Source organism: Pseudoalteromonas distincta (assembly GCF_000814675.1).
Lineage (GTDB): Bacteria > Pseudomonadota > Gammaproteobacteria > Enterobacterales > Alteromonadaceae > Pseudoalteromonas > Pseudoalteromonas distincta.
Genome location: NZ_JWIG01000006.1, coordinates 1 through 25,585, shown reverse-complemented (window position 1 = coordinate 25,585; position 25,585 = coordinate 1). Strand labels below are relative to the sequence as shown.

Genomic DNA, 25,585 nt, shown 5'->3' with positions numbered 1-25,585 from the left:
TTGGGTAAATACATGTCGTTTGATCTTTATGCACCACACACTATAAAACAACAAACCCCTATGATGCAGCAGTATCTAAAAATAAAATCAGAGCATCGCGATATTTTATTGTTTTATCGTATGGGCGATTTTTACGAACTTTTTTTTGATGACGCTAAACGCGCCGCTCAATTACTCGATATTTCGCAAACTCATCGTGGTAAAGCTGGCGGCGATCCTATCCCTATGGCGGGCGTACCTTACCATGCGGTAGAAAACTACTTAGCACGTCTAGTCCAAATGGGTGAATCAGTCGCTATCTGCGAACAAGTGGGAGACCCTGCAACCAGTAAAGGCCCTGTTGATCGAAAAGTAGTGCGTATAGTTACACCCGGTACAATTTCTGATGAAGCGCTTTTACAAGAGCGACAAGACAATCTCCTTACCAGCGTTTGGCAAAGTAAAAAAGGCTTATACGGGATTGCTTATTTAGACATTAACTCTGGTCGTTTTAATATTGTCGAAGTAAATACCGACGAAGCCTTTAGCTCAACTATTCAGCGCCTATCACCAGCCGAACTTCTGTATAGCGAAAGCTTTGAAAACGTTCATTTAATTGAACATATAAAAGGCGCTCGCCGTCGCCCAGAGTGGGAGTTCGACTTAGATACGGCTCAGCATTTATTATGCGATCAGTTTGGTACTAAAGATTTAGTTGGCTTTGGTGTTGATAAAGCCCATAGCGCGCTTGTTGCTGCAGGTTGCCTAATGCAATACGTAAAAGATACACAACGTATTGCACTGCCACATATTCGTGCAATTACGCTTGAGCACAACGAACACGCTGTTATTTTAGATGCCGCTACCCGTAAAAATTTAGAATTAACTGTTAATTTATCGGGCGGGTTTGAAAATACACTTGCTCAAGTACTTGATAAAACAGCAACGCCAATGGGTTCTCGCTTACTTAAGCGCCGTATTCATACACCAATTCGTAATAAAGACGAGCTAAATTCACGTTTAAATGCAATTAGCGCTATTTTAGATGCGCAGCTTTGCGGTGAATTACACGAATCATTAAAAGAGATTGGTGATGTAGAGCGTGTTATTGCACGCCTAGCTTTATGTACTGCACGCCCGCGTGATTTAACTCGCCTGCGCAGTGCGCTACAAGCACTTGCACCACTGCATACTTTGTTAGCTGACGCTAACGATCCTCGTATAGCAGGTATCATCAAGCACTCGCCTGAACTCCCTGATTTACAAGCGTTATTAGAACTAGCTGTGATAGAAAACCCACCGGTACTTATTCGTGACGGTGGTGTTATTGCTCCAGGTTATAATAGTGAGCTTGATGAGTGGCGTAACTTAAGTAAAGGTGCAACCGACGTACTTGAGCAATTAGAACTGCGTGAACGCGAACGTACGGGCATTAGTACGCTTAAAATCGGTTATAACCGCGTACATGGCTTTTTTATTGAAGTAAGTAGAGCTAATGCGCACTTGGTTCCAGCCGACTACATTCGTCGCCAAACGCTTAAAAATAACGAACGCTACATTATTCCAGAGCTTAAAGAGCACGAGGATAAAGTACTCGGTAGCCAATCAAAAGCTCTCGCGCTTGAAAAACAACTATACGAGGAGCTGTTTAGATTTATTGCTCCACATATTGAGCAGTTGCAAATGATGGCAGCAGCATTGGCCGATTTAGACGTTTTAAACAATTTAGCTGAGCGTGCATTCGCACTCAATTATGCAAAACCAGAATTGTGCGATAACGACAATATAAGCATTAAGCAAGGTCGTCACCCTGTTGTTGAACAAGTAATGAAAGAACCGTTTATTGCTAACCCTGTTGAATTAAACAGCCAACGTAAAATGCTAATTATTACCGGTCCAAACATGGGCGGTAAATCAACCTATATGCGCCAAACGGCACTTATTGTTTTAATGGCTCACATTGGCAGTTATGTACCCGCTGACAGCGCTAAAATTGGTAATATCGACCGCATATTTACACGTATTGGTGCAAGCGATGATTTAGCATCAGGGCGTTCAACCTTCATGGTAGAAATGACCGAAACAGCAACGATTTTAAATAATGCAACTGCGCAGTCTTTAGTATTAATGGATGAGATTGGTCGCGGTACAAGTACTTACGATGGACTCTCTCTTGCGTATGCAACAGCCGATCATTTAGCGTCAAAAATATCTGCTAAAACATTGTTTGCTACGCACTACTTTGAATTAACAGAACTTGCTGAGCAAACTACGGGCCTTGTAAACGTACACCTTGATGCAATAGAGCATAATGACACGATTGCGTTTATGCATACAGTTCTCGACGGTGCAGCAAGTAAAAGCTTTGGTTTACAAGTAGCCGCTCTTGCTGGAGTGCCAAAAGCTGTGATTGCACAAGCAAAGCAAAAACTTAAGTTGCTTGAAAATCATCAAAGCGTTACTGCACCAAATACAGAACAACAAGCCTTTACTTTTAATAACGAAATTACACAAAGTACACCTTCAGAAGTTGAAGAGCAGTTAAGCGCAATCGACCCTGATAATTTATCGCCACGCCAAGCGCACGATTTGTTATATAAACTAAAAGCATTGCTGTAATTTATATCATCTAATTTACAAGCATAAAAAAAGCCGAAGAATAAATTCTTCGGCTTTTTAACACACATAGTCTCTTATACTATTTAACTAGTTACGAAAACTGATTAAACAAGCTATCTGTACTTAAACCTTCTTGTTGCAAAATGTCTTTTAGACGACGTAATGCCTCTACCTGGATTTGTCTTACACGCTCACGTGTTAAGCCTATTTCACGACCTACATCTTCAAGTGTAGATGGCTCATAGCCAAGCAGTCCAAATCGACGTGCTAACACTTCACGTTGTTTAGGGTTTAATTCTCCTAACCAATCTACAATATGTTTATTAATATCATTATTTTGTACTTCGCCTTCAGGACCAGCACTTTTTTCATCAGGGATGATATCAAGTAGTACACTGTCGTTTTCGCCACCAATAGGCATGTCTACTGATGCAATTCTTTCGTTTAAACGTAGCATTTTAGTAACGTCTTCAACGGGTCTATCTAGGCAAGCTGCAATTTCGTCAGCTGTTGGCTCATGGTCAAGCTTTTGAGTTAACTCACGCGCTGTACGTAAATAAACATTAAGCTCTTTAACTACATGAATAGGTAAGCGAATGGTACGCGTTTGGTTCATAATGGCACGTTCAATTGTTTGACGTATCCACCATGTAGCGTAAGTAGAGAATCTAAATCCACGCTCAGGGTCAAATTTTTCAACTGCGCGAATTAAGCCTAAGTTACCCTCTTCAATTAAATCAAGTAGAGCAAGGCCACGATTATTGTAACGACGTGCTATTTTAACAACCAAACGTAAGTTACTTTCAATCATACGTTTACGTGAGGCTTCACACCCTCGAAGTGATTTTCGAGAAAAAAACACTTCTTCTTCAGCACTTAGCAAAGGAGAAAAACCAATTTCGCCTAAATAAAGTTGAGTTGCGTCAAGATTTTTAGTTACTTCTTCTTTAGCAAAGATTTCATCGTCGTCTACTTTATCTAGTAGAGCTGTGCTTTCATCAACATCGATGTCATCGAACTTTTCGTCAGTCGTAGTATGTTTATCAAGTTTTGCTGCGCTAGCCATAAGCCTTCTCCCGAGCAATTATCAATACCTAAAAATTAGGGTAGGTATTTAGCAGGATTGACAGCTTGCCCTCGGTAGCGGATTTCAAAGCGAAGCGCGGTGACCGGAGATTCTGAATTACCAATTTCTGCTATTTTTTGTCCTGCCTTAACTTTCTGCTTTTCTTTAACAAGTAATTTCGAGTTATGTGCATAAGCACTTAGGTAATCATCATTATGTTTCAATATGATTAAACTACCATAACCTCGAAGGGCGTTACCCGCGTATACCACTGTTCCTTGTGCCGCAGCTAAGACTGAAGCCCCTTTGCGATTAGTAATCTGTAAACCTTTATAACCGTTTTCCTTATTAGAAAAGCGTTTGGTAATTTTGCCCTGTGCAGGCCAAAACCACTTAACTTTACTGCTCGACAAACGTTTAGTATTACTAATTTTGTTACTGGCTTGTTTCTGAACATACTCTCGTTGTTTTGGGGGATCAAGCTCTTTCTTTAAAATTTTGTTATTTTTTTGTGAATTTTTTATAGACTTTTTACTCGGATTCGTATATTTTTCATCCCTTTTTGTTTTTTCGGGCTTGGGGATTAAGGAGATGTTTTGCCCTGGGAAAATTGTGTAAGGTGATGAAATTGAATTGTTTTTTGCCAACTCCCTAAAGTCTTGCCCAGCACTAAAGGCAATAGAGTAAAGTGTATCCCCTTTTTGCACTTTATAACTACTCCCATTAATGTTAATAGTATGGCCTAAATCATTAACATTATTATTTAGGCTGCTAACAGGTGCAGGAACATGGCGAGAAGAACAACCAAAGAGAAAAATACTAATAAATATAGCTATATACAGTAAGAACTGCTTACTCATTGTATTTTTCCTTTATATTAGACAATTAATATTTTTTACGCTTAACGCAATAAAAAGTAAGCTAGCGCAATTAATACCACTAATCCCCAACCAAGTATTTCAATATACTGACGTAATTTTCGCTCCATTTGAGCTCCGCCCCACTTCATTAAGGCTGAAACTAAAAAGAATCGCGCACCACGCCCAATGGCTGATGCTATTAAAAATGGCAAAAATGCCATTTGTAAAACACCTGCGCCAATCGTAAATACTTTATATGGTATTGGCGAAAAACCAGCTAAAAACACAACCCAAACACCGTAATCCTTAAACCAGTTTAGCGCTATATCAAACTTTTCTTGCCAGTGCATTTGTGCAATCAATGGCTCTACAACGGGTTCAAATAGCCAAAAACCAAGTAAGTAACCAACCACTCCACCAATAACCGATGCTATAGTGGCAAAGCTTGCAAATCGCCATGCTTTGTTTGGTTGCGCAAGCGACATAGGTGCAAGCATTACATCGGGTGGTATCGGGAAAAAAACTGATTCTGCAAAGCTCATAGCAGCTAAGTAACGTTCCGCATGACGGTGTTTTGCCCACACTAGGGCCATATCGTATAACTTGGTAAACAACTTCAAAATGAATTCCTATTCAATATCGCCAGGTACTAACGGCACAAATCTAACGGGAGCAATAACATGCTCTTTATAATTATCGCCTTTGCGGATAACCATTACTAATTTTTGATCGCTCTCACCAATTGGGGCTAATAACACGCCACCATCGGCCAACTGAGCAAGTAAGTCTTGCGGAACTTTAGAGGCCGCAGCAGTCACTATAATACCATCAAACGGTGCTTGTGATTGCCAGCCTTGCCAACCATCGCCATGCTTCATGGTTACATTATATAAATCGAGTTGCTGCAAACGTCTTTTTGCCTGCCACTGAAGTGTTTTAATACGCTCTACCGAGTAAACCTTTGTAAACGTTTTGGCCAATATTGCAGTTTGATACCCAGATCCTGTACCTATTTCTAACACTTTATTGCGCACACCAGCTAAACGAAGTAGCTCTGTCATGCGCGCTACTATGTAAGGCTGAGAAATTGTTTGCCCTTGCCCAATAGGGAGCGCTGTATTTTCATAGGCTTTGTGTTTTAGCACATCATCTATAAAAATATGGCGCGGAATATCAGCTATAGCACTAAGTACTTGCGTATCTTCAACACCTTCACGCTTTAGTAAGTCAGAAAGCGCTTTTGCACTGCGGGTATAATTAGCGAGCACGATTAATCTCCAAATCGGCTAACCATTCTCCTACTGCCTTTAAGCTATCTTTAGCTGTCATATCAACACTCAGTGGCGTAACTGAGGCATAGCCATTATTAATTGCGTAAAAGTCGGTGCCTTCACCAGCATCGCTTTCGGTGCCAAGCGATCCGTACCAATAAATATCACGGCCCCAAGGATCGGTTTGTTTCGTCATCGTTTCGGCTTTATGACGAGCACCTAAACGTGTTACTTGCACCCCTTTTAATTCACTTAATGGAATATCTGGCACATTAATATTTATTATTTGATCTTTTGGAAGCGGATGCGAAGCCAAGCCTTTAATAATATTTACGGTAACTGCAGCGGCTGTTTCAAAATGATCGCCATTATGTGAGCAAAGCGATACCGCAATTGCAGGCAAACCTAAATGGCGACCTTCAGTTGCAGCGGCAACAGTACCGGAATAAAGCGTATCGTCACCTAAATTAGCACCATGGTTAATACCTGCAACAACTAGATCTGGCTTTTCATCAGCTAACTGATTTACGCCTAAATGTACACAATCAGTAGGTGTGCCATTAACTGACATAAAACCATTTTCGAGTGTAGTCGCTCGTAGCGGGTTCATAAGTGTTAAAGAATTACTCGCGCCACTACAGTTGCGATCAGGTGCAACAAGGGTTACATCTGCAATTTGTATAAGCGCCTGATATAAAACCGCAATGCCTTTAGCATTTACGCCATCATCGTTACTTAACAGTATCTTCATTTATGCCATTATCCTTTTCTTTGCGCTCTCGAGGGCTAGCATCAGTGTAATCCACCAGCTCACGTAATAATGCGGTTGCAAAACACCCTTTTGGCAAACCAAAGCTTAGTTTTAGTGTGGTTTCATCAAGTGTTTCAACAGTTAAGTTTTGTGGAATTAAGCGCAGCATTCGGCGCTCATTTTTAAGGCCTAATTCACCTAAACCATCACACCATGTTTGGAAAGGTTCGAGCCATACTTTTTCTTGCTCGGTTAAGCCTTTTTCACTTTTACCCACCATAGGTGCCGACATCATAATATCGCCAGTGGCTAATCGCTCTATGTTTTCGTCATTAATTGCATCTTCAAAAAATGCATTGCTGCCGCTGAGCATAAATACTTCACGGTGCATTGTTTTAGCTAAACCATGCTCTTTTACACGCAGGCTCACTAACTGATTAAATACATGCGATCGTGCTGCTGAAATAATAATACCGCGCAACTTTTTATCGCGAATACGCTCACCGGCAAACATTTTTTCAGCCATAACTAAGTTATGACCGCCATGCCCAAAGCGCTGCTCGCCAAAGTAATTTGGCACACCTGCGCGCACGGCATTAATACGGCATAGAATATCAAGAGGCTTGGTTACATTACGAAGCGTAATAGTAAATTTATTACCTTTGTGGCAGCCCGTACGTAACTTACGGTCGTGGCGCTGTTGCGACACAATAAAAATACTCTCACTATTTAAATCACTAAAATCGATAGGCTTTTTAATTGGTACTTTTACACTAAACCACTGCGAACACACACCGTGGCGATCTTTCATGCCTGCATAGCTTACGTCTCGCGGTGAAACACCCGCACGCTGCGCAATTAGCTTTGCAACGTATTGCGTGTTTTCGCCTTTTTTAACCACCTGCAAACACACGTGTTCGCCACTGCCGGTAAATTCTATACCTAAGTCTTCATCAACCATAAAGTCTTCAGCTGTGGTTTTAAAATCAGCTTTAGAAAGCGGTGCACCGTATAAATAATTTAAATCGCTCATGCGTTTTTTGTACTCGCAAGCTCTTTACTCATAATAACTACTGCATGGCTAGAAATACCTTCTTTGCGCCCTTCAAAGCCTAGCTTTTCGGTAGTAGTGGCTTTAACGTTAATTTGGCTAAGGTCGCAATTTAAATCGCTGGCTAAATTAGTGCGCATAGCTTGAATATGTGGCAACATTTTTGGTGCCTGAGCAACAATAGTCACATCGCCATTACCAAGTACATAACCTTGTTCTTTAGCTAAGCCCACCACATGGCGAAGTAAAATACGACTATCGATATTTTCATACTCGCTAGCTGTATCGGGAAAGTGCTTACCAATATCACCCATTGCAAGTGAGCCTAAAATAGCATCGCATAATGCATGAATAGCAACATCACCATCTGAGTGCGCTAAAAAGCCCTGTGGGTAATCAATTTTTTCACCACAAATAGTTAACGGGCCTTCGCCGCCAAATTTATGTACGTCAAAACCATGGCCAATTCGTATCATAATCCACTCTCGTTTTGTTGTTTATGTAATAAAAACCCAGCCAGGTCTAAATCCTCTGGCGTGGTTATTTTAATATTATCGCTACGACCTGCTACAAGCTTAACCGGTTTACCCGCCCACTCAATTGCACTGGCTTCATCGGTAATAGTAGCCCCACTTGCTAATGCGTTTTGCAGTGCATTTTTAAGCTCGTCATATTTAAAAAACTGCGGGGTAAGTGCTTGCCATAAATCGTCTCGCGGCACAGTTTGTAGGGCATGAGTGTGGCCGCGTTTTATAGTGTCTTTTACTTTGCTAGCTAAAATACCGCCTTCATCAGCGTTAATGCATTCATCAATCAAACGTTCTATATCACTGATATTAACTAATGGACGAGCAGCATCATGCACCAATACCCATATTGGTGGGTTAGGCGCTAAAAAAAGCAAGCTGTTAAGCACCGAGTCGGCTCGCTCTTTTCCGCCACTGGCTCGCACAATGCGATTATCAAGCAGTGGGAGTTCGTCAAAATAGGGGTCGCTGTCGCTAAGGGCAACAACAATAGTGCGTAATTGAGGTAATTGAGAAAGTTTAGCTAAGGTGTGTTCTAAAATGGTTTTACCGGCTAATTGTATATATTGCTTAGGCGCATTGTGCTGCATTCTACTGCCAACACCCGCTGCAGGTACAATTGCTGCAATAGTCTGTTTATTTGTCATATTGTTTGCCCGGTAAAACACGAATAAATGTTTCGTCCGGTTTAATCATTCCCAATTCGTTGCGTGCACGCTCTTCAATGCCTTCTTGGCCAAGCTTTAAGTCTTCAATATCTGCTTTAAGTACTTTATTACGTTTAATGAGTTTTTCGTTGGTTTGATGATGCGACGTTACTGCACCTTTTAGTCGTGTGTAGTCTTGTAAACCATTATGACCAAACCATAACCTGTATTGTACAAACAGTGCTAAGCACAGTAAGCCAACTTGAAAAATACGCATTTAACACTCCTTATTTTAAATTCCAAATACCTTAACTTTAATACGCTAAGGGGCGCTTTAAATTGCGCCAATTAATACTACCCGCTAAAAGCATTTCGCGTAGTGATAAAACCCGTGGCATACAACGCTTCGAAAATTGCCACTGATGCCCGCAACATGCAGCGGTTAAACTCACTTTACTTGGCTTTATTAGCTGAGCATTTTGCTGCTCTAGCCCATTTCCTAAAAAATCAAACCAACCAAGCTCGTTACAATGCAGCTTATTTTCGCCTAACTGATCGATACTGTCTATTCTAAGACGCACCTGATCGTAGCCATGCAATATAACGGGCACTATAAGCCCCACTTTGGCATACGTTTGATAAAAAAGTTCATTAGCTTGAACATTCACATCGGGTGGGGTCGGTTTTTGCTTTTCGAGCCACGTACCATTTTGTGCATCAAGCGTAAAAGGCGTGTCACCATTGGCAACTAACGTTGCCGCTCGCTCAATATAATAAGGTAGGCTTTTTAACTGGCGGCGCAGTTTATCGGCATTAGGCTCTGCAACTAATCGCTGAACCTCACGCTGATAAAACGCATTGCACAATTGTGCATACAACACTTTTTGTGCATCAGTTTGCCAAATTTCAACTTGCTGTTGAGCACCAAGTGACTGATTTTTAGCGACCAAAAGCTGTACTCAAAAATATTCAGGTAAATGTTTTATAACACAGTATTGAATGTTTTTTAAGCGCAGCGCACTATTTTAAGCGCTTGGCTTTTCACCTAATTTTGCTTTACCTGATTCTAAAAATTGCACAACCGTATTACGCTTTTTACCAATCAATAAACTGCCATCAGCTAAAAACATAAAGTTTTGCCAATTGCGTTTAAATACATCAAACGTCGTTTCGATAATATTATCGCGTGCCATACAAAAATAAACCGTGGTGTTAGCTTCCCAATCTAAAAACGTTAAGATTGCTTCTGGTGGTAACGCATCGCCATTTTCCCACGCATCTTGCCAATCTACTTCTTGGCTAAAGCTTTTTTCTTGACCACACCAATCGGTGTCTTCAAAAAAATCAGGGTGATCAAACTCACGGCTCACCATGGTTGTCCAAAGTACGGCTGCGCGCTCGTCGCTCATAGGCTTTATTTTTGCTGCGTCTTCATCAGATACAGGTAAATCTTTGTGGCGAAAAACCCACGCCTTTTTGTAATCATCTAAAGAAATATAGTTCATAGTATTGGCAAATTAGTTAACATTAAAAGTGCAAAGCCAAATTATACAAGAGATCAAAACATGACTACAGCAATAAAACCACTTTCCCTAAAACCAGGCATATACCAACACTACAAAGGCCCGCAATATAAAGTTATTCATGTTGCCACCCATAGCGAAACCGAGGAACAGCTTGTGATTTACCAAGCACTTTATGGTGAATTTGGTATATGGGCGCGCCCACTTAGTATGTTTTTAGAAACTGTTGAAAAAGAAGGTGAGGTCATACAGCGTTTTGCTTATATTGGACCTGCTGCTTAACTATGGCATTATAACAAAATAACTTACTGCTCAGACCAGACAAGGGTACACCGTGCAATTTAATTCAACTGACAATTACATAGCGAGTAGCGCGCTTAAACAAGCTGTAAATGCTGCCATTATGCTCGAAAAACCACTTTTAATTAAAGGCGAACCTGGCACAGGTAAAACCATGCTGGCTGAGGAGTTGGCTAAAAGCTTAGATACTACGCTTATTCAGTGGCATATAAAATCGACTACTAAAGCGCAGCAAGGCTTATACGAGTACGACGCGGTTTCGCGCCTGCGCGACAGCCAACTAGGTGACGAGCGCGTACACAACATTAGTAACTACATCGTTAAAGGTAAGCTTTGGCAGGCATTTACATATGCAGAGCTCAACGGTAAACGCCCAGTGCTTTTGATTGATGAAATAGACAAAGCCGACATAGAGTTCCCAAACGACTTACTACTTGAGCTTGATAAAATGGAGTTTCATGTTTATGAGACTAACGAGCGCATTGTCGCAAAAGAGCGCCCTATTGTGATCATCACATCAAATAACGAAAAAGAATTGCCGGACGCATTTTTACGCCGCTGCTTTTTTCATTATATTGATTTTCCTAGCAGCGATGAAATGCAGCAGATTATTGACGTGCACTACCCTAACGTTAAACAGGATTTAGTACGCCAAGCACTTGAGGTGTTTTTTAACTTACGTGAAGCCAATGGCCTTAAAAAGAAGCCCTCCACCAGCGAATTACTCGATTGGTTAAAGCTTTTAATGGCTGAAGACATAGACGCTAAAACACTGCACGACAAAGCTAAAAAAGGCGGATTAATGCCAATGTTTGGCGCATTACTTAAAAATGAGCAAGACATAAGCCTAATCGAAAAGCTCGCGTTTATGAGCCGCTAGGGCCTGTTGACCTTTCAGGATTAAAATTTGTTCTAACTAGGGACGATTTAATCGTGGCGCGAGGTTTGTAAGCTAGTGGGCTAAGTAAAAGCCGAGCAACAAAGAGTTAATCGTCCCTAGGACGAACCTTCAGGCAGCGCGTGTTTGGTATTTATGCTGTGTTATAGCCTATTTATGGGGAATAACCACACTACATAGGCTCTGCCTTACCTAAATACCAAACACACTGCTGCAAATTTAACCTCGAAAGATAAACAGGCCCTTATATGTTGATTGCATTTTTCTTCAAATTACGTGAATACCGTTTACCGGTGAGCCTTCGAGAACTACTCGATTTAATTAACGCCTTAAAAAAAGGCGTTATATTTGCCGACGTAGACGCCTTTTACCATCTAGCACGCACCATCATGGTAAAAGATGAAACGCACTTTGATCGATTCGACAAAGCCTTTAGCGACTACTTTAGCGGTATTGCCGACCTTGATTTGCTCGAGAGCTTAAAGCAACAGCACAACTTACCTGAAGATTGGCTACGCAAAGAGTTTGAAAAAACCTAAGCGATGAAGAAAAAGCCCAACTTAAAGCTATGGGCGGGCTCGATGAGCTTATGAAAACCCTAAAAGAGCGTTTAGAAGAGCAACAAAAACGCCACGCTGGCGGTAATAAATGGGTAGGTACTGGCGGCACATCACCTTTTGGTGCATACGGCTATAACCCAGAAGGTGTGCGTATAGGGCAAGACGGCAATCGTAACCGCCAAGCAGTAAAAGTGTGGGATAAACGAGAATACAAAAACCTCGACACCGACAGAGAAATTAGTTCGCGCACAGTTAAACTCGCCCTTAAAAAGTTACGTAAGTTTGCCCGCACTGGCGCAAGCGACACGCTTGATTTAAACGAGACTATTCGCGCTACTGCAAAACAAGGCGGCATGCTTGATGTAAAAATGGCACCCGAACGCCACAATGCAGTAAAAGTATTGATGCTATTTGATATTGGCGGCTCAATGGATGACTACATCCACACCTGCGAAGAATTATTTAGCGCAGCCCACAGCGAATTTAAACACCTAGAGTTTTACTACTTTCATAACTGTTTATACGAGCACGTTTGGCAAGACAACGCACGCCGCCATTCAAACGTGATTGACACCATGACGCTCATAAACAAGTTCACCAGCGACTATAAAGTGATATTTGTTGGCGATGCCACTATGAGCCCTTATGAAATAGCCTACCCTGGCGGCTCGGTAGAACATTACAACGAAGAGCCCGGCAGTGCATGGTTGCAACGTATAACAAACCACTTTGATAAAGTCGCCTGGCTCAACCCACAACCCGTTGAACACTGGCCGTACTATCAATCAATTGGCTTTATAAAAGAGTTAATGAACAACCGCATGTATGCGCTGAGTTTAGATGGAATAAGCAGAGCGATAAAAGAGCTGAGTTAAAGGAATAACATGAAAAAAAGTATTTATTCAAATGAATGGCTTGTTTGTACTCTTCTCATATTAATTGGATTTATCGTGGGTATTTCTACGAATTCAATTATGGATATATTACTGAGCAAATTTAAACAGGATAGCCTTGCTAACTGGATAACTTCTATCAGTACCTTTGTAATAATGGTAGCAACTATCGCTTTAGCCTGTATAGCTTGGAAAGTAAGAAACACTTGGGTTAATGAAAAAAAATACAACTTAAGCGCTATTTTGCTAAATGATATATCTTCTTTTTACTGTATCTCTTTTGAGCTTAGAGAATCTCAAGTTCAAATTTTCGATCTATATGAACATTTGAGACTTTCAGAATATGATGATGCTGAATCTTTTAAAATTGCTGATGAAAGAAGTTTACCTGATGCATCTTTGCAAGCTGAGCTTTCTAGAATAAAAACAGCTAGGGAGGCGAGTATTCGGGATTATGAAGAGAAATATCGCGCTCATGGCACCTTAAAAAAAGAGCAAATAAAATATAAAAACGCAGCATTAGTCAACTCATCTTTAGTTAGCTGGGGCAACGAAGCTTTAGGGCTTATAAAAAGCATAGAGATAAATACCGCAGAGTTTTACGAAACTATTTCACCAAGGTATAAGCTTCTATCAAAAACAGTGGCTGAAAATGATCTAGATATTTTGGACTTACCTAAACTAAAAGAATCGAAACTTTTTAAAAAATACGAAGGAAAATATAAATTCAGCGATGTTTATTGTGACGACTAACTTTTTCGTATTCGAAATTCATTTTTCGCTCACTACATAAAATTAACTTCTTGCATGACCAGTTCATTTTTCAATAAATAATAAATATACGAGCAAGCATCCAGTCCGCACTACCTTATTAAAACCCTACAACTCAGCTATATGGTTCAATGTTTCAGGATGTCGCTGCACAAGCTTTAACAAGGTAATTGCTTGCCCATTTGGTGCGCTTCGCCCTTGTTCCCAGTTTTCAAGCGTTCTTGCTGAAGTATGAAGAATGTTAGCAAACACACCACGCGACATATTAAATGTTTCTCGAATATTTACTATTTCATCAGGTGAGATAGCAAGATCGTTGATATCCTTTACTGCATGAGAACGTAACGTAAGCTTACCTTGTGAATGCGCTTTAGCGTCCACAAGTGCTGTAGTTAATTCTGAAAATAAATCACGTTTGCTCATTGCGCCACACCTCTAAGAATTCTTTTAATTGCTTTTTCTGATCTGCTGTTAAATCGGTGACTTCGTTTTTACTGTAAATAGTGAGCAAATAAAAACGTCTTTTATCGTCCAAGTAATAATATATAACTCTTGAACCACCACGCTTACCCTTTCCTTTGCTCGCAACTCGTATTTTACGTAAGCCGCCTGTTCCTTGAATAACATCGCCCTGTTTTGGGTTAACCATTAGATCTGCTTGAAATAAACGATACTCGTCATCACTCAAGTACAACTCTCGGTACTTTTCGAATATGTTTGATTCAACAAATAGGCTTTTCATACATTAAAGTATACGCAGATAGCGTATAAATTCAATTAAAGATTTTAAACGATTGGCGCAGGTATCTCTTGCTTTAGCTAAAGCGCTTTACTCATAAACAAGCTGTAAGGATCTAACTCATAATCACCAAAGGGTTCGCATTTTTTAAAACCAAATTGAGTGTAAAGCTTTTGTGCGGGCAAAAATGCCTTTGCCGTGCCGGTCTCTAAGCTTAACTTTTTGTAACCTCGCAAAGTTGCTTGCTCAATAATATGCGTGAGCAATTTAGCAGCGATGCCTTGGCGTAAATAGTTGCTTGATGTGCGCATTGATTTAATTTCGCCATGCGTTGTATTTAGTGCTTTTAAAGCGCCAACACCCGCTAAATTATTATCAATCCATAAGCTATAAAAAGTTATGTCGGGCTGAGTGAGTTTACTCACATCAAGTGCATGCACGCTCTCAACGGGTGAGTGTTTTAGCATATCGTTATGATGCGCTTGTAGTAACTTTATAACGTGTGGGTTTGAAAGCTCACCTATTCTAATATCCATTTATACCTCGTTTAATCCTAGAATTTAATGCTTTAGGGCTTTAATTAAAACCCTAAAGTAAGTGGCTCTATTTAGGCTGCTAGTTTCCATACTACAAACGCAACTGCAAACCCAACTAAATACACTAGCCCTAACCACGTTAAACTACGTAATAGCACGCTGTGCTTTATAGCAGGCTCTGAGCGCACAAGGCTAAAGTTAAGCCATGCAAATACAGGCGTTGTAACAAATGAAAGCGTCATGGCAAACGTAAGCATGGGGCCAAGGGCTGATTTAAAAAATAAAATAACGGCCATACCGGCAAGTGCTTGTAGTATTAACCAAATATTTAAGCTGTGTTTTGATTGCCCAAAGCCAAGTAGTTTATGGGATTCGTTAAGCGTACGGGCGTAGCCATCAAGCACGGTAAGTGTAGTACCAAACATACATAAAAAGGCGATTGCTGATACAAGCGGCCTTGCCCACTCGCCTATTGTTAATGCGTACATATCAATAAGCTGCTTGGCAAACGCGACGCCACCGAGCTCTATACTACTGGTTTGCCCGTACTGCACTAATACACCTAAGCTAAAAAATACCAAGGCTAAGCCAGCTGTAAGCCAGTAACCTACGTTAAAATCGAACAAGCCTTGGCTTTTAGAAACTGTTTGTTGCGCTTGTTTTTCTTTTAGCCATAAAGAACTTAATGCAGATATTTCGATAGGGGCTGGCATCCAGCCCATTAAAGCCACCATAAAGCTAAGCATGGCAAGTTCATACGGTGAAGGGCCCACATAATCAGCAGGTGCCATTGGGCCGTTACTAAATGCAATGGCAAGGGCAATCAAAGTAGCGAGCGTAAGCAGCCCCATAATGCCTTTGGCAACGTTATCTAGCGCTTTAAAGTGTCCAAGTAGCAATATAACTAAACATACCCCCAGCAGGATCCAACAAAGCAAGGTTACTTCAATAACCACGGGTAAGGCGTAATGCAGTAAGCTTGCGGTAAGCAGTAATACGCCGGCGGTATTAACAACAGCGGCAACAATGTTTAAGCCAATAAAACTGTAAAAATAAAACGGGCCTTTGCTTTTGTAGCCCTCCACTAGGCTATTTTTAGTGGCGAGTGTGTATTCCATACCAAAGCGAAAAAATGGATATTTTAAAACATTAACAACGAGGATTAGCCAAAATAGTTGCCAGCCAAATATTGCTCCAGCTTGCGTAGAGGCAACTAGGTGAGATCCGCCAATAGCGGCTGTTGCCATGAGTATTCCAGGCCCAAGCGCACCTAGTCGAGACTTCCATACTGCTTTTGTTGTGTGCATTAATTTCTCAAAATATGTGTGTTGTGTGTTCTTTTTATTAATTTTTTTAATTAATAAACTGCAAGAACGCATAACTTACCTAAATTACAGGCAATAAAAAAGAGCCATACGGCTCTTTTTTACAATACTTTGGAACTAAATTTTATTTAAGATCCATCTCTTGGATGATCTCGTGTGCGATTTCAGGTGTAGTGCTAACAGGCTTTTCGTGTAAGTTTGCTTTTATCTGCCCTTTTCGATGTTTTAGTGCCGCATCGAGTTTTTTAGCTGCGCTTGCAATGGCTGGGTACATAACTTCGTTTTCCCCTTTTACCGATATGCGCGTGCCTTCGTAATTAGTGCTAATTTCAGCTTGGATTTTATGATGCTCTTTAGACAAAATAATATCGAGTGCAATAAGCGATGGAAAGTGGCTCTCGATTTTTGAAAATTTTTCGTTGATGTGCTCTCTAATAGAGTCAGTAACTTCAACATGGTGACCAGAAAGATTAATTTTCATAGGGTATCCTTTTATTTGTTACCTCATAAATAGTATTGGGGGCTATTTAGATTAACACAAGGAAAAAAGAGAGATATTTGAGGTTTATTTGCGGTTTTTGGTGATTTAAATCATGCGTTGTGCAAAGTTTATGCAAAGCCCATAGTGCATGGGCTTTCAGACGTCTAGCTGTATTGATTAATCTGTGTACGAACAACAGTAGTCAGCAAAATCAGATACTTTTACTTTAAAGCTTACATTTGCATCAACATTAAACGATTCACCCGCGTTAAATGTTTTCCACTCACTTGCCCCTGGTAATAAAATATCCCATTGGCCAGCTAAAAGCTCCATGCATTCTTTTTGGTTTGTATCAAAAACAAACTCACCTGGTTGCATAAAGCCTAACGTTTTCGCTTCGCCATCACCTAAAATAACGGTACGGCTCGACACTTTTCCGTCAAAATATACATTGGCTTTTTTTACTACACTCACGTTATCGAACTTTGGCATTTTTAGCTCCTGCTATTAATTTAAGATTTTTATTTATAAATTTTATCGCACTACCTTGCCTGATAGCTTACTTTCTTGCAAGGAAAGCAGCATTGTTCAAGGTGAAGTTGCTTCATGTTAGGGCATAAAAAAACCCGCAACATGTGCGGGTTTTTCAATTACTTACTTTATTTGATCAAAGCGATTAAAAAAGCTCGTTTGCTTTGCTTACAATGTTTGCCACTGTAAAGCCAAAGTGCTCAAACAGCTCACCAGCAGGTGCTGACTCACCAAAAGTAGTCATACCTACTACTGCGCCATTTAGACCTACGTACTTGTACCAGTAGTCAGCAATACCTGCTTCTACTGCTACGCGGCGTGTAACAGATGCCGGTAATACGCTTTCTTTGTACTCTGCGCTTTGATCTTCAAAGGCATCAGTACATGGCATAGATACAACACGTACCTTTTTACCTTGGCTGCGTAGCTCAGTTGCTGAATCTTGTGCTAGTTGCACTTCAGAACCCGTTGCAATGAAAATAATCTCTGGATTGCCGTCACAGCTAAGGATGTAACCACCCTTTTTAACATCGATTAATTGCTGTGCGTCACGCGCTTGTTGCTCAAGACCTTGGCGAGTAAAGATTAACGATGTAGGACCGTCTTTACGCTCAATAGCTTGTTGCCATGCAATTGCCGACTCAACTTGATCACATGGGCGCCAGTTGTATAAGTTAGGCGTTAAACGCATGCTTGCAATTTGCTCTACTGGTTGGTGAGTTGGACCATCTTCACCTAAACCGATTGAATCGTGCGTGTATACAAAAATGCTTGGTTGCTTCATTAATGCAGCCATACGTACGGCATTTTTTGCATATTCAACAAACATTAAGAACGTAGCACCGTAAGGAATAAAGCCTTTATGAAGGGCAATACCATTCATAATTGCCGACATACCAAACTCACGTACACCGTAGTAAATGTAGTTACCGCTTGCATCGTCGTGTGTTAAGCCTTTAGAACCATCCCAAATTGTTAAGTTTGAGCCTGCTAAATCGGCTGAACCACCCATAAATTCTGGTAATAACGGACCAAATGCGTTTAATGCATTTTGCGATGCTTTACGAGACGCTGGGTTTGCAGGGTTTGCTTGTAATTGCTCAATGTACGCTTGAGATTTTTCAGCCCAATCGCCAGGCAGTTCGTTATTAATACGACGCTTGTATTCAGCCGCAAGCTCTGGGTATGCTTTTGCGTATGCTGCAAATTTTTCGTCCCAGCTTGATTCAAGCTGCTGACCTTTTTCTTTGCTATCCCATTGTGCGTAAATATCATCAGGAATTTCGAACGCATCGCCAGTCCAACCTAAGAATTCGCGAGACGCTTTAATTTCGTCATCACCTAGTGGTGCACCGTGACAATCGTGGCTACCAGATTTATTAGGTGAGCCGTAACCAATAATTGTCTTACAACAAATTAGTGATGGTTTATCGGTAACACTTTTAGCTTCTGCAATTGCAGCACTTATAGCATCGCTGTCGTGGCCATCAACACCACTGATTACATGCCAACCGTATGCTTTAAAGCGAGCTGGCGTGTCATCTGTAAACCAACCTTCTACTTCACCATCGATTGAAATGCCGTTGTCATCCCAAAATGCAACAAGTTTACCCAGACCTAATGTGCCTGCAAGTGAACCTGCTTCATGAGAAATACCTTCCATAAGGCAGCCATCGCCCATAAATGCATAGGTAAAGTGATCAACAATATCGTGACCTTCACGGTTAAACTGTGCAGCTAGCGCCTTTTCAGCAATTGCCATACCTACGGCATTTGTGATCCCTTGACCTAATGGACCCGTAGTAGTTTCGATTCCTGGTGCATAGCCATATTCAGGGTGACCTGGTGTTTTAGAATGCATTTGACGGAAGTTTTTAATTTCGTCCAGTGGTAAGTCGTAACCACTTAGATGCAATAGAGAATAGATAAGCATTGAACCGTGGCCGTTTGAAAGAATAAATCTGTCACGGTCAGCCCACTCTGGATTTGTTGGGTTGTGTTTTAGATAATCGCGCCATAATACTTCTGCGATATCAGCCATGCCCATAGGGGCTCCAGGGTGACCAGATTTGGCCTTTTGTACTGCGTCCATTGACAAGACGCGAATAGCATTTGCAAGTTCTTTGCGAGATGGCATGAATTCTCCTACCTTTATGTGTATTTGCGCGGGTATTTATGTGTTTGTTTATGCACCCAAGTAACTTGGGTTTGTTTATATCGACCATTCTTACTTATTGTGGGGGCTGTGTGCAATTAAAAACCCTATAAAAGTGAGGCATTATGAATATTTTTTAAGACCAAAAAGTTATTAGTAATTTTATTTAGACGTCTAGGCGTAAAAACACTATGCAAGGTGTTTTGTTTTCGATAAAATACGCCCCTTAATTTTTTAGCGCTAATACCGACGTTTGTGAAGCGCAATATTTGTGAGCAGAAATACAATGGCAAAACATTTATTTACTTCTGAATCAGTTTCTGAAGGTCATCCGGATAAAATCGCCGATCAAATCTCTGATGCGGTACTTGATGCTATCCTAGAGCAAGACTCTCATGCCCGTGTTGCGTGCGAAACTTACGTAAAAACAGGTATGGTTATGGTTGGTGGTGAAATCACTACTAGCGCATGGGTTGATATTGAAGAAATTACACGTAAAACAGTACGTGAAATTGGCTACACGCATTCAGACATGGGTTTCGATGCAGATTCATGTGCAATTTTAAACACTATTGGTAAACAGTCTCCTGACATTAACCAAGGTGTTGACCGTACTAGCCCAGAAGAACAAGGTGCTGGCGACCAAGGTCTTATGTTTGGTTACGCATGTAACGAAACAGAAGTGCTAATGCCTGCGCCAATTACTTACTCACACCGTTTAGTACAGCGCCAAGCGCAAGTACGTAAAAGCGGCGAGCTTAACTGGTTACGTCCAGATGCAAAATCTCAAGTTACTTTTGCATACGAAAATGGTAAGCCAGTAGGTATTGATGCAGTAGTACTATCTACTCAGCACAGCGAAGACATTTCGCAAAAAGATTTAGTAGAAGCGGTGATGGAAACTATCATCAAGCCGGTACTTCCTGCAGAGCTTATTACAAGCGCGACTAAATTTTTCATTAACCCAACGGGTCGCTTTGTAATTGGCGGACCAATGGGCGATTGTGGTCTAACAGGTCGTAAAATCATCGTTGATACATACGGTGGTATGGCTCGTCACGGTGGTGGTGCTTTCTCTGGTAAAGATCCATCAAAAGTTGACCGCTCAGCTGCATACGCTGCACGTTACGTTGCTAAAAACGTAGTTGCGGCTGGTCTTGCTGATAAATGTGAATTACAAGTTTCTTACGCAATCGGTGTTGCAGAGCCTACATCTATCAGCGTTGAAACGTTTGGTACAAGCAAGTTAGAAGAAAGCCGTTTAATCGAGCTTATTCGTGAACACTTTGACCTGCGCCCTTACGGCTTAATTCAAATGCTTGATTTAGAGCGCCCTATCTACCTTCCTACAGCGGCTTACGGCCACTTTGGTCGTGACGAATTCCCTTGGGAACGTACAGATAAAGCTGATGCACTTCGTGCAGCTGCTGGCCTTTAAGCTAAAAGTGTTGAAGTAAATTAAAAACGGCCCTTAATAGGGCCGTTTTTGTATCTAAAACTTATCAGTTACATTGTTTGTAGTACGTCTACAAAATAACTATAAAATCAACCTCGAATTCTTTTGTACTTTAGGTATATACTCATTTCATTATAAAAGCTTTAGGGATAGTTAAATGGCCGATAACTTTCGCGTTATATTTGCAGGACTTGCCGATAACGTTGACATAAAAACAGCGTGCGCAAACTTAGCTGCAAAATTAAAAACGTCAGATGAAAAAGTAGCTCTTTTTTTTAAAGGTAAGCCGCTGTTTGCGCCAAGCGATAAAGACAAAGCGTTAAAACAGACTAAGTTATTAGCAAGCCTAGGTATTAAAAGTAAGCTGCAAGCTGTTTCAAATGCGATTCAAAATAGCTCCCCCGCAGCTGCAAATAACAACCAACGTGATGAACGTATTTTTGATGCACTTGATTACATCACTAGCAGCTTAATACGCCTTGAAGAAAAGCTAGATGAGCTAGAGCAACGCCTTCCTGAAGCTCAATTAAATACACCAGACGAAAGTGTAGACGAATGGCAAAATGACGACCTAATGCTAGATGAGGATTTAGCGACTCCTAAAAAACGCAGTAACTTACTTTTATATTCATTGATTGCAACTGCTACCATTTTGCTAGTCGTACTGGCTGTTTTTTTAATTTTTCCCGATTTATTCTCTTTTTAAAAATGGCTAATTAGTTTAATGAGCAATAAACGCGCACAAATAAGAGCTGAAATTCGTAACACCCGTAAAAACTTGTCAAATAATCAGCAAATAATTGCTGCGCAATCGCTAAAAATGAATTTTATTCAACACTTAAAAAGCGAAAACACAACGAATTCAAAGCATATTGCCATTTATTTAAGTAACGACGGAGAACTAGACACTTCATTGTTAATTAAAGAATTATGGAACTTAAACCACGTTGTTTATCTACCTATAATACACCCATTCAATGGCGCTAATTTACTATTTCAGCGCTATGAGAAAAACTCACCCATGAGGGCAAATCGCTATGGTATCTTGGAGCCTAAGCTGAACTGCTCTCAAATATGCCCATTACCAGCGCTTGATTACCTCCTTATGCCATTAGTTGCATTTGATAAACAAGGTAATCGCCTAGGAATGGGAGGTGGGTTTTACGACCGGACATTGGCGCGTTTACATGAACAAAATTGGCAAAAACCGCAACTAATTGGCCTTGCACATGAATGCCAAAAAGTTGATGCTCTACCAATCGAGTCGTGGGACGTACCACTTGAAACTATTATCACACCAGATAAAACATACTGTTGGTAACATTTAATTTTGGTTACTAGCCGCATATTTCTGACATACATGAGCACAAAGCAATGACACAAGACGAATTAAAAAAAGCAGCTGCTTGGGCAGCACTCGAGTTTGTAAAAGAAAACACCATTGTAGGTGTCGGTACAGGCTCTACTGTTAATCACTTTATTGATGCCCTTGGCTCAGTAAAGGACACTATTGTAGGCGCTGTATCAAGCTCAGAAGCGTCAACTGCACGTTTGGAAGCGTTAGGTATTGAAGTGTTTGAACTTAATAACGTTGATGCTTTAGATGTATACGTTGACGGCGCTGACGAAATAAACGCTCAAAACGAAATGATTAAAGGCGGCGGCGCTGCGCTAACACGTGAAAAAATAGTAGCAGCAGTTGCAAAACAGTTTGTGTGTATTGTTGATGACACAAAGCTGGTAGATACATTGGGCGACTTCCCGCTTCCGGTAGAAGTTATTCCAATGGCGCGCAGCTACGTTGCACGAGAATTATTAAAACTTGGTGGTGACCCTGTTTATCGCCAAGGCGTAGTTACCGATAATGGTAACGTTATATTAGATGTATTTAACTTAAAAATTACCAATGCCAAACAACTTGAAACACAAATAAATTCAATTGTTGGCGTAGTTACCAACGGCCTATTTGCGATGAGAGGTGCTGATAAAGTGATTATCGGTACCAAAAATGGGCCACAAATTAAATAGGATGAGGTTATGAGTAAGGTATCGTTAGCAAAAGACAAAATTAAAATTCTCTTGCTTGAAGGTGTTCACCAAAGCGCTGTTGAAACGCTAAAACGTAACGGTTACAGCAATATCGACTACGTTAAAACATCCTTACCTGAGGACGAGCTTAAAGAGCGCATTAAAGATGTTCACTTTGTAGGACTTCGTTCTCGTACTCATATTAACCAAGCCGTATTAGACTCAGCTGAAAAGCTAGTTGCTATTGGTTGTTTTTGTATTGGTACAAACCAAGTTGATTTAGATGCAGCACGCGAACGTGGTATTGCTGTATTTAACGCTCCATTTTCTAATACTCGTTCAGTTGCTGAACTTGTACTTGGCGAAATACTACTTTTATTACGTGGTATTCCAGAGCGTAATGCAGCGGCTCATCGTGGTGGCTGGTTAAAAACAGCAAATGGTTCGTTTGAAGCACGTGGTAAAACATTAGGTATTATTGGCTACGGTCACATTGGTACTCAGCTAGGTATTATGGCTGAAAATATCGGTATGAACGTGGAGTTTTACGATATTGAAGATAAGTTATCACTGGGTAATGCAACACAAGTTCATAACCTTACTCAGCTGTTACAACGCTCTGATATTATTAGCTTACATGTACCAGAAACACCGCAAACTAAAAACCTTATTGGTACAGCAGAACTTGCAGTTATGAAGCAGGGGTCTATTTTGATCAATGCCTCACGCGGAACTGTTGTTGATATTGATGCTCTTGCAGAAGCGCTTACAGAGAAAAAACTAAGTGGTGCAGCAATCGATGTGTTCCCTACTGAGCCAAAATCTAACGATGAAGAATTTGTATCGCCACTGCGCCAATTCGACAATGTTATTTTGACGCCACACATTGGTGGTTCTACACAAGAAGCGCAAGAAAACATTGGTATTGAAGTAGCGGGTAAATTGGCTAAATATTCAGATAATGGCTCAACTATTACTGCGGTTAACTTCCCTGAAGTATCGCTACCTGAGCTTGCTAATCGTAGCCGTTTATTACACGTACACCACAACCGCCCTGGTGTACTAACGCAAATTAACCAAGCGTTTGCACAGCACGGTATTAATATTGCTGCGCAATACCTACAAACAGACGCATCTATTGGTTATGTAGTTATTGATGTTGATACAGATCAATCTGAAGTAGCACTTAAAGAACTAAGCGCTGTTGAGGGTACAATTAGAGCACGTATTTTACATTAATCATTCTTTGATATTAAAAAAGGGTCCTTATGGACTAATGCCAGTCAGTTAAGCTGACTGGCATCTTTCTTTTTATGGGGATACTTAGATGGTTTTGGCTTAACCCATCGGGGATATCTTCTATCCTCTCGTCTAGCTGGAAGCTTAAATAAGACCAGTGTATCGAGTAAGTGCTGCCAGTGTATTGGAATGTTCCCTGGACTCATTATAGATACTGACGAGAAATACTGAATGACAGCCATCGAACTGCTAGAGAAACTAAGCTGGTTAGGCCATATCCCTGTGACTGTCGCCGCCATCGTCATTATTCTTCGTATTAAATTATAGGCGAGTAACACGGCCCATAGCTCCTGACGCACCATGTCTGGACGCTTACTTCTTAAATGGTATGCACTATCAAGCATGGTTTGTTTGATTTCTCTAAACCCAAGTTCTATCTCCCAACGATGACAATATAATTCAACAATTTCATTACCTGGATAACGCAATCTATCCGTCATCGAGGTTAATATACGGTAGCTTTTGCCCTTTATTGTTTTGCTGATTAATCTCGCTTTAATCGTTTCAGGAACATCGGGAAAGTTTTTTTGTGCATGCTTTGTGGTTTTCAATTCAATGATATGGTCATTTTTACCCGCGCTGGAGATGATTTCATACTGTAAGTCGGGCCTTGCTGGTATCAGCCAGTGCCTCATCTCCCCAGTTTGGTGCCAATGGTTTAACAGGCCTAAAGAATAATATCCTTTATCAAACATAGTCAGTGAATTATCTGGTGTACGTTCAATTAAACGCTCAGCTAATTTCATCTCGTTGGTTTTATAGTTATCAAACTCGCTACTGAGAAGTTGATGGCTGGTCAATTCCATATGACAGACCATGCGTATTTGAGGAAAGGCTGTATCACCGTATTGGTTGCTACCTGAAGAGAAGGCTTTACGATTATCAGGCGTGTCGGCTGTTCGCCACACAACACCGTCAACAGCTAATAGGTTCAAACCATTCCATGTTTCGAATGACTGTTGCTTATACATTGATTGAGCAGATTTATTGAAAACGTGTTTAACGGAATCATCACCTAACCTTTGTCTCGCCTGTACCATCGCACTTGGAGCAACGAGTTGGTTCTTGCCAGGTAACATGATATCTAGCTTATTAGCGATATTCCAAACTGATTCTTTTCGAAACAATGCCATGCCAATAACTGACCACAAAACGGCTTCAAGCGGTAATCTTCGCTTACGAACGGTTGCAATCCCTGCTTGTTGAAAACCTTGTTCAATGATTTCAGGGTCAAGAATTTCTGATAATTTTTCAAAGGTATGGTATCGGCTGCTTTCTTCAAGTGTTGCTTGCAGTGCTTGTTCTATATTCACAAAAAA

General features: G+C 40.8%; 28 protein-coding genes and 1 pseudogene. 10 read left to right on the top strand and 19 right to left on the bottom strand.

What is annotated here, in order from left to right; all coding sequences use genetic code 11:
- Positions 1–12 precede the first annotated feature (12 nt).
- Entirely contained in the window at positions 13–2,598 is a 2,586-nt protein-coding gene (gene mutS / locus QT16_RS04935) for a DNA mismatch repair protein MutS (protein WP_039486734.1), read from the top strand.
- Positions 2,599–2,689: 91 nt separating this feature from the next.
- On the opposite strand, the gene rpoS is transcribed toward mutS, so the two are convergent.
- From rpoS to QT16_RS04880, 11 genes are all read right to left on the bottom strand, one after another.
- On the bottom strand, positions 2,690–3,664 hold the full coding sequence (gene rpoS, locus QT16_RS04930) for an RNA polymerase sigma factor RpoS (RefSeq protein ID WP_002958955.1): 975 nt from the start codon (positions 3,662–3,664) through the stop codon (positions 2,690–2,692).
- A gap of 35 nt (positions 3,665–3,699) precedes the next feature.
- Entirely contained in the window at positions 3,700–4,524 is an 825-nt protein-coding gene (locus QT16_RS04925; protein WP_039486732.1) for a peptidoglycan DD-metalloendopeptidase family protein, read from the bottom strand.
- Between the two features lie 41 nt (positions 4,525–4,565).
- Positions 4,566–5,144: a YqaA family protein gene (locus QT16_RS04920; RefSeq protein WP_002958957.1), complete on the bottom strand. Its 579-nt coding sequence runs from the start codon at positions 5,142–5,144 to the stop codon at positions 4,566–4,568.
- Positions 5,145–5,153: 9 nt separating this feature from the next.
- The gene (locus tag QT16_RS04915) at positions 5,154–5,792 is read right to left on the bottom strand and encodes a protein-L-isoaspartate(D-aspartate) O-methyltransferase (RefSeq protein WP_002958958.1); all 639 of its coding nucleotides are present in this window, start codon (positions 5,790–5,792) and stop codon (positions 5,154–5,156) included.
- On the bottom strand, positions 5,782–6,546 hold the full coding sequence (surE, locus tag QT16_RS04910; protein ID WP_024600608.1) for a 5'/3'-nucleotidase SurE: 765 nt from the start codon (positions 6,544–6,546) through the stop codon (positions 5,782–5,784). Before surE ends, QT16_RS04915 begins: the two co-directional genes overlap by 11 nt.
- The gene (gene truD / locus QT16_RS04905; protein ID WP_039486727.1) at positions 6,527–7,579 is read right to left on the bottom strand and encodes a tRNA pseudouridine(13) synthase TruD; all 1,053 of its coding nucleotides are present in this window, start codon (positions 7,577–7,579) and stop codon (positions 6,527–6,529) included. The genes surE and truD overlap by 20 nt, the downstream gene beginning before the upstream one ends.
- The gene (gene ispF, locus QT16_RS04900; protein ID WP_002958961.1) at positions 7,576–8,073 is read right to left on the bottom strand and encodes a 2-C-methyl-D-erythritol 2,4-cyclodiphosphate synthase; all 498 of its coding nucleotides are present in this window, start codon (positions 8,071–8,073) and stop codon (positions 7,576–7,578) included. The genes truD and ispF overlap by 4 nt, the downstream gene beginning before the upstream one ends.
- The gene (gene ispD / locus QT16_RS04895) at positions 8,070–8,771 is read right to left on the bottom strand and encodes a 2-C-methyl-D-erythritol 4-phosphate cytidylyltransferase (protein ID WP_039486724.1); all 702 of its coding nucleotides are present in this window, start codon (positions 8,769–8,771) and stop codon (positions 8,070–8,072) included. The genes ispF and ispD overlap by 4 nt, the downstream gene beginning before the upstream one ends.
- A complete protein-coding gene (gene ftsB / locus QT16_RS04890; protein WP_002958963.1) occupies positions 8,761–9,048 on the bottom strand; it encodes a cell division protein FtsB in 288 nt (95 codons plus the stop codon). Before ftsB ends, ispD begins: the two co-directional genes overlap by 11 nt.
- Positions 9,049–9,085: 37 nt before the next feature.
- On the bottom strand, positions 9,086–9,721 hold the full coding sequence (locus QT16_RS04885) for a hypothetical protein (RefSeq protein WP_002958964.1): 636 nt from the start codon (positions 9,719–9,721) through the stop codon (positions 9,086–9,088).
- A 75-nt stretch (positions 9,722–9,796) separates the two neighbouring features.
- A complete protein-coding gene (locus QT16_RS04880) occupies positions 9,797–10,276 on the bottom strand; it encodes a DUF2947 domain-containing protein (RefSeq protein ID WP_002958965.1) in 480 nt (159 codons plus the stop codon).
- A 60-nt stretch (positions 10,277–10,336) separates the two neighbouring features.
- On the opposite strand from QT16_RS04880, the gene QT16_RS04875 reads away from it, so the two are divergent.
- The 4 genes and pseudogenes from QT16_RS04875 to QT16_RS04860 all read left to right on the top strand — a co-directional run bounded on the left by QT16_RS04875 (position 10,337) and on the right by QT16_RS04860 (position 13,698).
- Complete coding sequence (locus tag QT16_RS04875; RefSeq protein ID WP_039486721.1) at positions 10,337–10,576, top strand: DUF1653 domain-containing protein; 240 nt, start codon at positions 10,337–10,339, stop codon at positions 10,574–10,576.
- A gap of 52 nt (positions 10,577–10,628) precedes the next feature.
- Positions 10,629–11,474, top strand: coding sequence for an AAA family ATPase (locus tag QT16_RS04870; RefSeq protein ID WP_033028943.1), 846 nt, complete (start codon positions 10,629–10,631; stop codon positions 11,472–11,474).
- A gap of 266 nt (positions 11,475–11,740) precedes the next feature.
- Positions 11,741–12,927: pseudogene (locus QT16_RS04865) on the top strand (vWA domain-containing protein).
- 9 nt (positions 12,928–12,936) lie between these two features.
- Positions 12,937–13,698, top strand: coding sequence for a hypothetical protein (locus QT16_RS04860; protein ID WP_039486717.1), 762 nt, complete (start codon positions 12,937–12,939; stop codon positions 13,696–13,698).
- A gap of 126 nt (positions 13,699–13,824) precedes the next feature.
- Here the strand turns inward: QT16_RS04860 and QT16_RS04855 are convergent, their stop codons facing one another.
- The 7 genes from QT16_RS04855 to tkt all read right to left on the bottom strand — a co-directional run bounded on the left by QT16_RS04855 (position 13,825) and on the right by tkt (position 19,465).
- Positions 13,825–14,139 carry a helix-turn-helix domain-containing protein gene (locus tag QT16_RS04855; protein WP_039486714.1) on the bottom strand — a complete coding sequence of 105 codons (315 nt, stop codon included), beginning with the start codon at positions 14,137–14,139 and terminating at the stop codon, positions 13,825–13,827.
- Positions 14,126–14,458 carry a type II toxin-antitoxin system RelE/ParE family toxin gene (locus QT16_RS04850; protein ID WP_039486712.1) on the bottom strand — a complete coding sequence of 111 codons (333 nt, stop codon included), beginning with the start codon at positions 14,456–14,458 and terminating at the stop codon, positions 14,126–14,128. The genes QT16_RS04855 and QT16_RS04850 overlap by 14 nt, the downstream gene beginning before the upstream one ends.
- Before the next feature lie 77 nt (positions 14,459–14,535).
- A complete protein-coding gene (locus QT16_RS04845; protein ID WP_039486711.1) occupies positions 14,536–14,991 on the bottom strand; it encodes a GNAT family N-acetyltransferase in 456 nt (151 codons plus the stop codon).
- A 71-nt stretch (positions 14,992–15,062) separates the two neighbouring features.
- Positions 15,063–16,238: an NRAMP family divalent metal transporter gene (locus QT16_RS04840; RefSeq protein WP_152609337.1), complete on the bottom strand. Its 1,176-nt coding sequence runs from the start codon at positions 16,236–16,238 to the stop codon at positions 15,063–15,065.
- A gap of 202 nt (positions 16,239–16,440) precedes the next feature.
- On the bottom strand, positions 16,441–16,797 hold the full coding sequence (hpf, locus tag QT16_RS04835) for a ribosome hibernation-promoting factor, HPF/YfiA family (RefSeq protein WP_007376058.1): 357 nt from the start codon (positions 16,795–16,797) through the stop codon (positions 16,441–16,443).
- Positions 16,798–16,974: 177 nt separating this feature from the next.
- Entirely contained in the window at positions 16,975–17,289 is a 315-nt protein-coding gene (ppnP, locus tag QT16_RS04830; protein ID WP_002958974.1) for a pyrimidine/purine nucleoside phosphorylase, read from the bottom strand.
- A gap of 184 nt (positions 17,290–17,473) precedes the next feature.
- Positions 17,474–19,465, bottom strand: a complete 1,992-nt coding sequence (gene tkt, locus QT16_RS04825; protein WP_039486703.1) for a transketolase — start codon at positions 19,463–19,465, stop codon at positions 17,474–17,476.
- Positions 19,466–19,769: 304 nt separating this feature from the next.
- Between tkt and metK the strand changes: the two genes are divergently transcribed.
- From metK to serA, 5 genes are all read left to right on the top strand, one after another.
- Positions 19,770–20,921 carry a methionine adenosyltransferase gene (metK, locus tag QT16_RS04820; RefSeq protein ID WP_002958976.1) on the top strand — a complete coding sequence of 384 codons (1,152 nt, stop codon included), beginning with the start codon at positions 19,770–19,772 and terminating at the stop codon, positions 20,919–20,921.
- A 175-nt stretch (positions 20,922–21,096) separates the two neighbouring features.
- On the top strand, positions 21,097–21,645 hold the full coding sequence (locus QT16_RS04815) for a hypothetical protein (RefSeq protein WP_024595234.1): 549 nt from the start codon (positions 21,097–21,099) through the stop codon (positions 21,643–21,645).
- Between the two features lie 18 nt (positions 21,646–21,663).
- Positions 21,664–22,260: a 5-formyltetrahydrofolate cyclo-ligase gene (locus QT16_RS04810; protein ID WP_039486700.1), complete on the top strand. Its 597-nt coding sequence runs from the start codon at positions 21,664–21,666 to the stop codon at positions 22,258–22,260.
- 53 nt (positions 22,261–22,313) lie between these two features.
- A complete protein-coding gene (gene rpiA, locus QT16_RS04805) occupies positions 22,314–22,967 on the top strand; it encodes a ribose-5-phosphate isomerase RpiA (RefSeq protein ID WP_002958979.1) in 654 nt (217 codons plus the stop codon).
- Between the two features lie 9 nt (positions 22,968–22,976).
- On the top strand, positions 22,977–24,206 hold the full coding sequence (gene serA, locus QT16_RS04800; RefSeq protein ID WP_024595232.1) for a phosphoglycerate dehydrogenase: 1,230 nt from the start codon (positions 22,977–22,979) through the stop codon (positions 24,204–24,206).
- 44 nt (positions 24,207–24,250) lie between these two features.
- On the opposite strand, the gene QT16_RS04795 is transcribed toward serA, so the two are convergent.
- Positions 24,251–25,579 carry an IS4 family transposase gene (locus QT16_RS04795; protein ID WP_039486826.1) on the bottom strand — a complete coding sequence of 443 codons (1,329 nt, stop codon included), beginning with the start codon at positions 25,577–25,579 and terminating at the stop codon, positions 24,251–24,253.
- Positions 25,580–25,585: the final 6 nt, after the last annotated feature.

What these genes read in the sequence shown, in the direction of transcription:
- QT16_RS04860 (WP_039486717.1), top strand. Translation starts at nt 12,937, where the DNA reads ATGAAAAAAAGTATTTATTCAAATGAATGGCTTGTTTGTACTCTTCTC.
- ispD (WP_039486724.1), bottom strand. Translation starts at nt 8,771, where the DNA reads ATGACAAATAAACAGACTATTGCAGCAATTGTACCTGCAGCGGGTGTT.
- tkt (WP_039486703.1), bottom strand. Translation starts at nt 19,465, where the DNA reads ATGCCATCTCGCAAAGAACTTGCAAATGCTATTCGCGTCTTGTCAATG.
- serA (WP_024595232.1), top strand. Translation starts at nt 22,977, where the DNA reads ATGAGTAAGGTATCGTTAGCAAAAGACAAAATTAAAATTCTCTTGCTT.
- mutS (WP_039486734.1), top strand. Translation starts at nt 13, where the DNA reads ATGTCGTTTGATCTTTATGCACCACACACTATAAAACAACAAACCCCT.
- hpf (WP_007376058.1), bottom strand. Translation starts at nt 16,797, where the DNA reads ATGAAAATTAATCTTTCTGGTCACCATGTTGAAGTTACTGACTCTATT.
- truD (WP_039486727.1), bottom strand. Translation starts at nt 7,579, where the DNA reads ATGAGCGATTTAAATTATTTATACGGTGCACCGCTTTCTAAAGCTGAT.
- QT16_RS04875 (WP_039486721.1), top strand. Translation starts at nt 10,337, where the DNA reads ATGACTACAGCAATAAAACCACTTTCCCTAAAACCAGGCATATACCAA.
- QT16_RS04810 (WP_039486700.1), top strand. Translation starts at nt 21,664, where the DNA reads ATGAGCAATAAACGCGCACAAATAAGAGCTGAAATTCGTAACACCCGT.
- ispF (WP_002958961.1), bottom strand. Translation starts at nt 8,073, where the DNA reads ATGATACGAATTGGCCATGGTTTTGACGTACATAAATTTGGCGGCGAA.
- QT16_RS04845 (WP_039486711.1), bottom strand. Translation starts at nt 14,991, where the DNA reads ATGGATATTAGAATAGGTGAGCTTTCAAACCCACACGTTATAAAGTTA.
- QT16_RS04815 (WP_024595234.1), top strand. Translation starts at nt 21,097, where the DNA reads ATGGCCGATAACTTTCGCGTTATATTTGCAGGACTTGCCGATAACGTT.
- surE (WP_024600608.1), bottom strand. Translation starts at nt 6,546, where the DNA reads ATGAAGATACTGTTAAGTAACGATGATGGCGTAAATGCTAAAGGCATT.
- rpiA (WP_002958979.1), top strand. Translation starts at nt 22,314, where the DNA reads ATGACACAAGACGAATTAAAAAAAGCAGCTGCTTGGGCAGCACTCGAG.
- ppnP (WP_002958974.1), bottom strand. Translation starts at nt 17,289, where the DNA reads ATGCCAAAGTTCGATAACGTGAGTGTAGTAAAAAAAGCCAATGTATAT.
- QT16_RS04925 (WP_039486732.1), bottom strand. Translation starts at nt 4,524, where the DNA reads ATGAGTAAGCAGTTCTTACTGTATATAGCTATATTTATTAGTATTTTT.
- QT16_RS04880 (WP_002958965.1), bottom strand. Translation starts at nt 10,276, where the DNA reads ATGAACTATATTTCTTTAGATGATTACAAAAAGGCGTGGGTTTTTCGC.
- ftsB (WP_002958963.1), bottom strand. Translation starts at nt 9,048, where the DNA reads ATGCGTATTTTTCAAGTTGGCTTACTGTGCTTAGCACTGTTTGTACAA.
- QT16_RS04850 (WP_039486712.1), bottom strand. Translation starts at nt 14,458, where the DNA reads ATGAAAAGCCTATTTGTTGAATCAAACATATTCGAAAAGTACCGAGAG.
- rpoS (WP_002958955.1), bottom strand. Translation starts at nt 3,664, where the DNA reads ATGGCTAGCGCAGCAAAACTTGATAAACATACTACGACTGACGAAAAG.
- QT16_RS04840 (WP_152609337.1), bottom strand. Translation starts at nt 16,238, where the DNA reads ATGGCAACAGCCGCTATTGGCGGATCTCACCTAGTTGCCTCTACGCAA.
- QT16_RS04855 (WP_039486714.1), bottom strand. Translation starts at nt 14,139, where the DNA reads ATGAGCAAACGTGATTTATTTTCAGAATTAACTACAGCACTTGTGGAC.
- metK (WP_002958976.1), top strand. Translation starts at nt 19,770, where the DNA reads ATGGCAAAACATTTATTTACTTCTGAATCAGTTTCTGAAGGTCATCCG.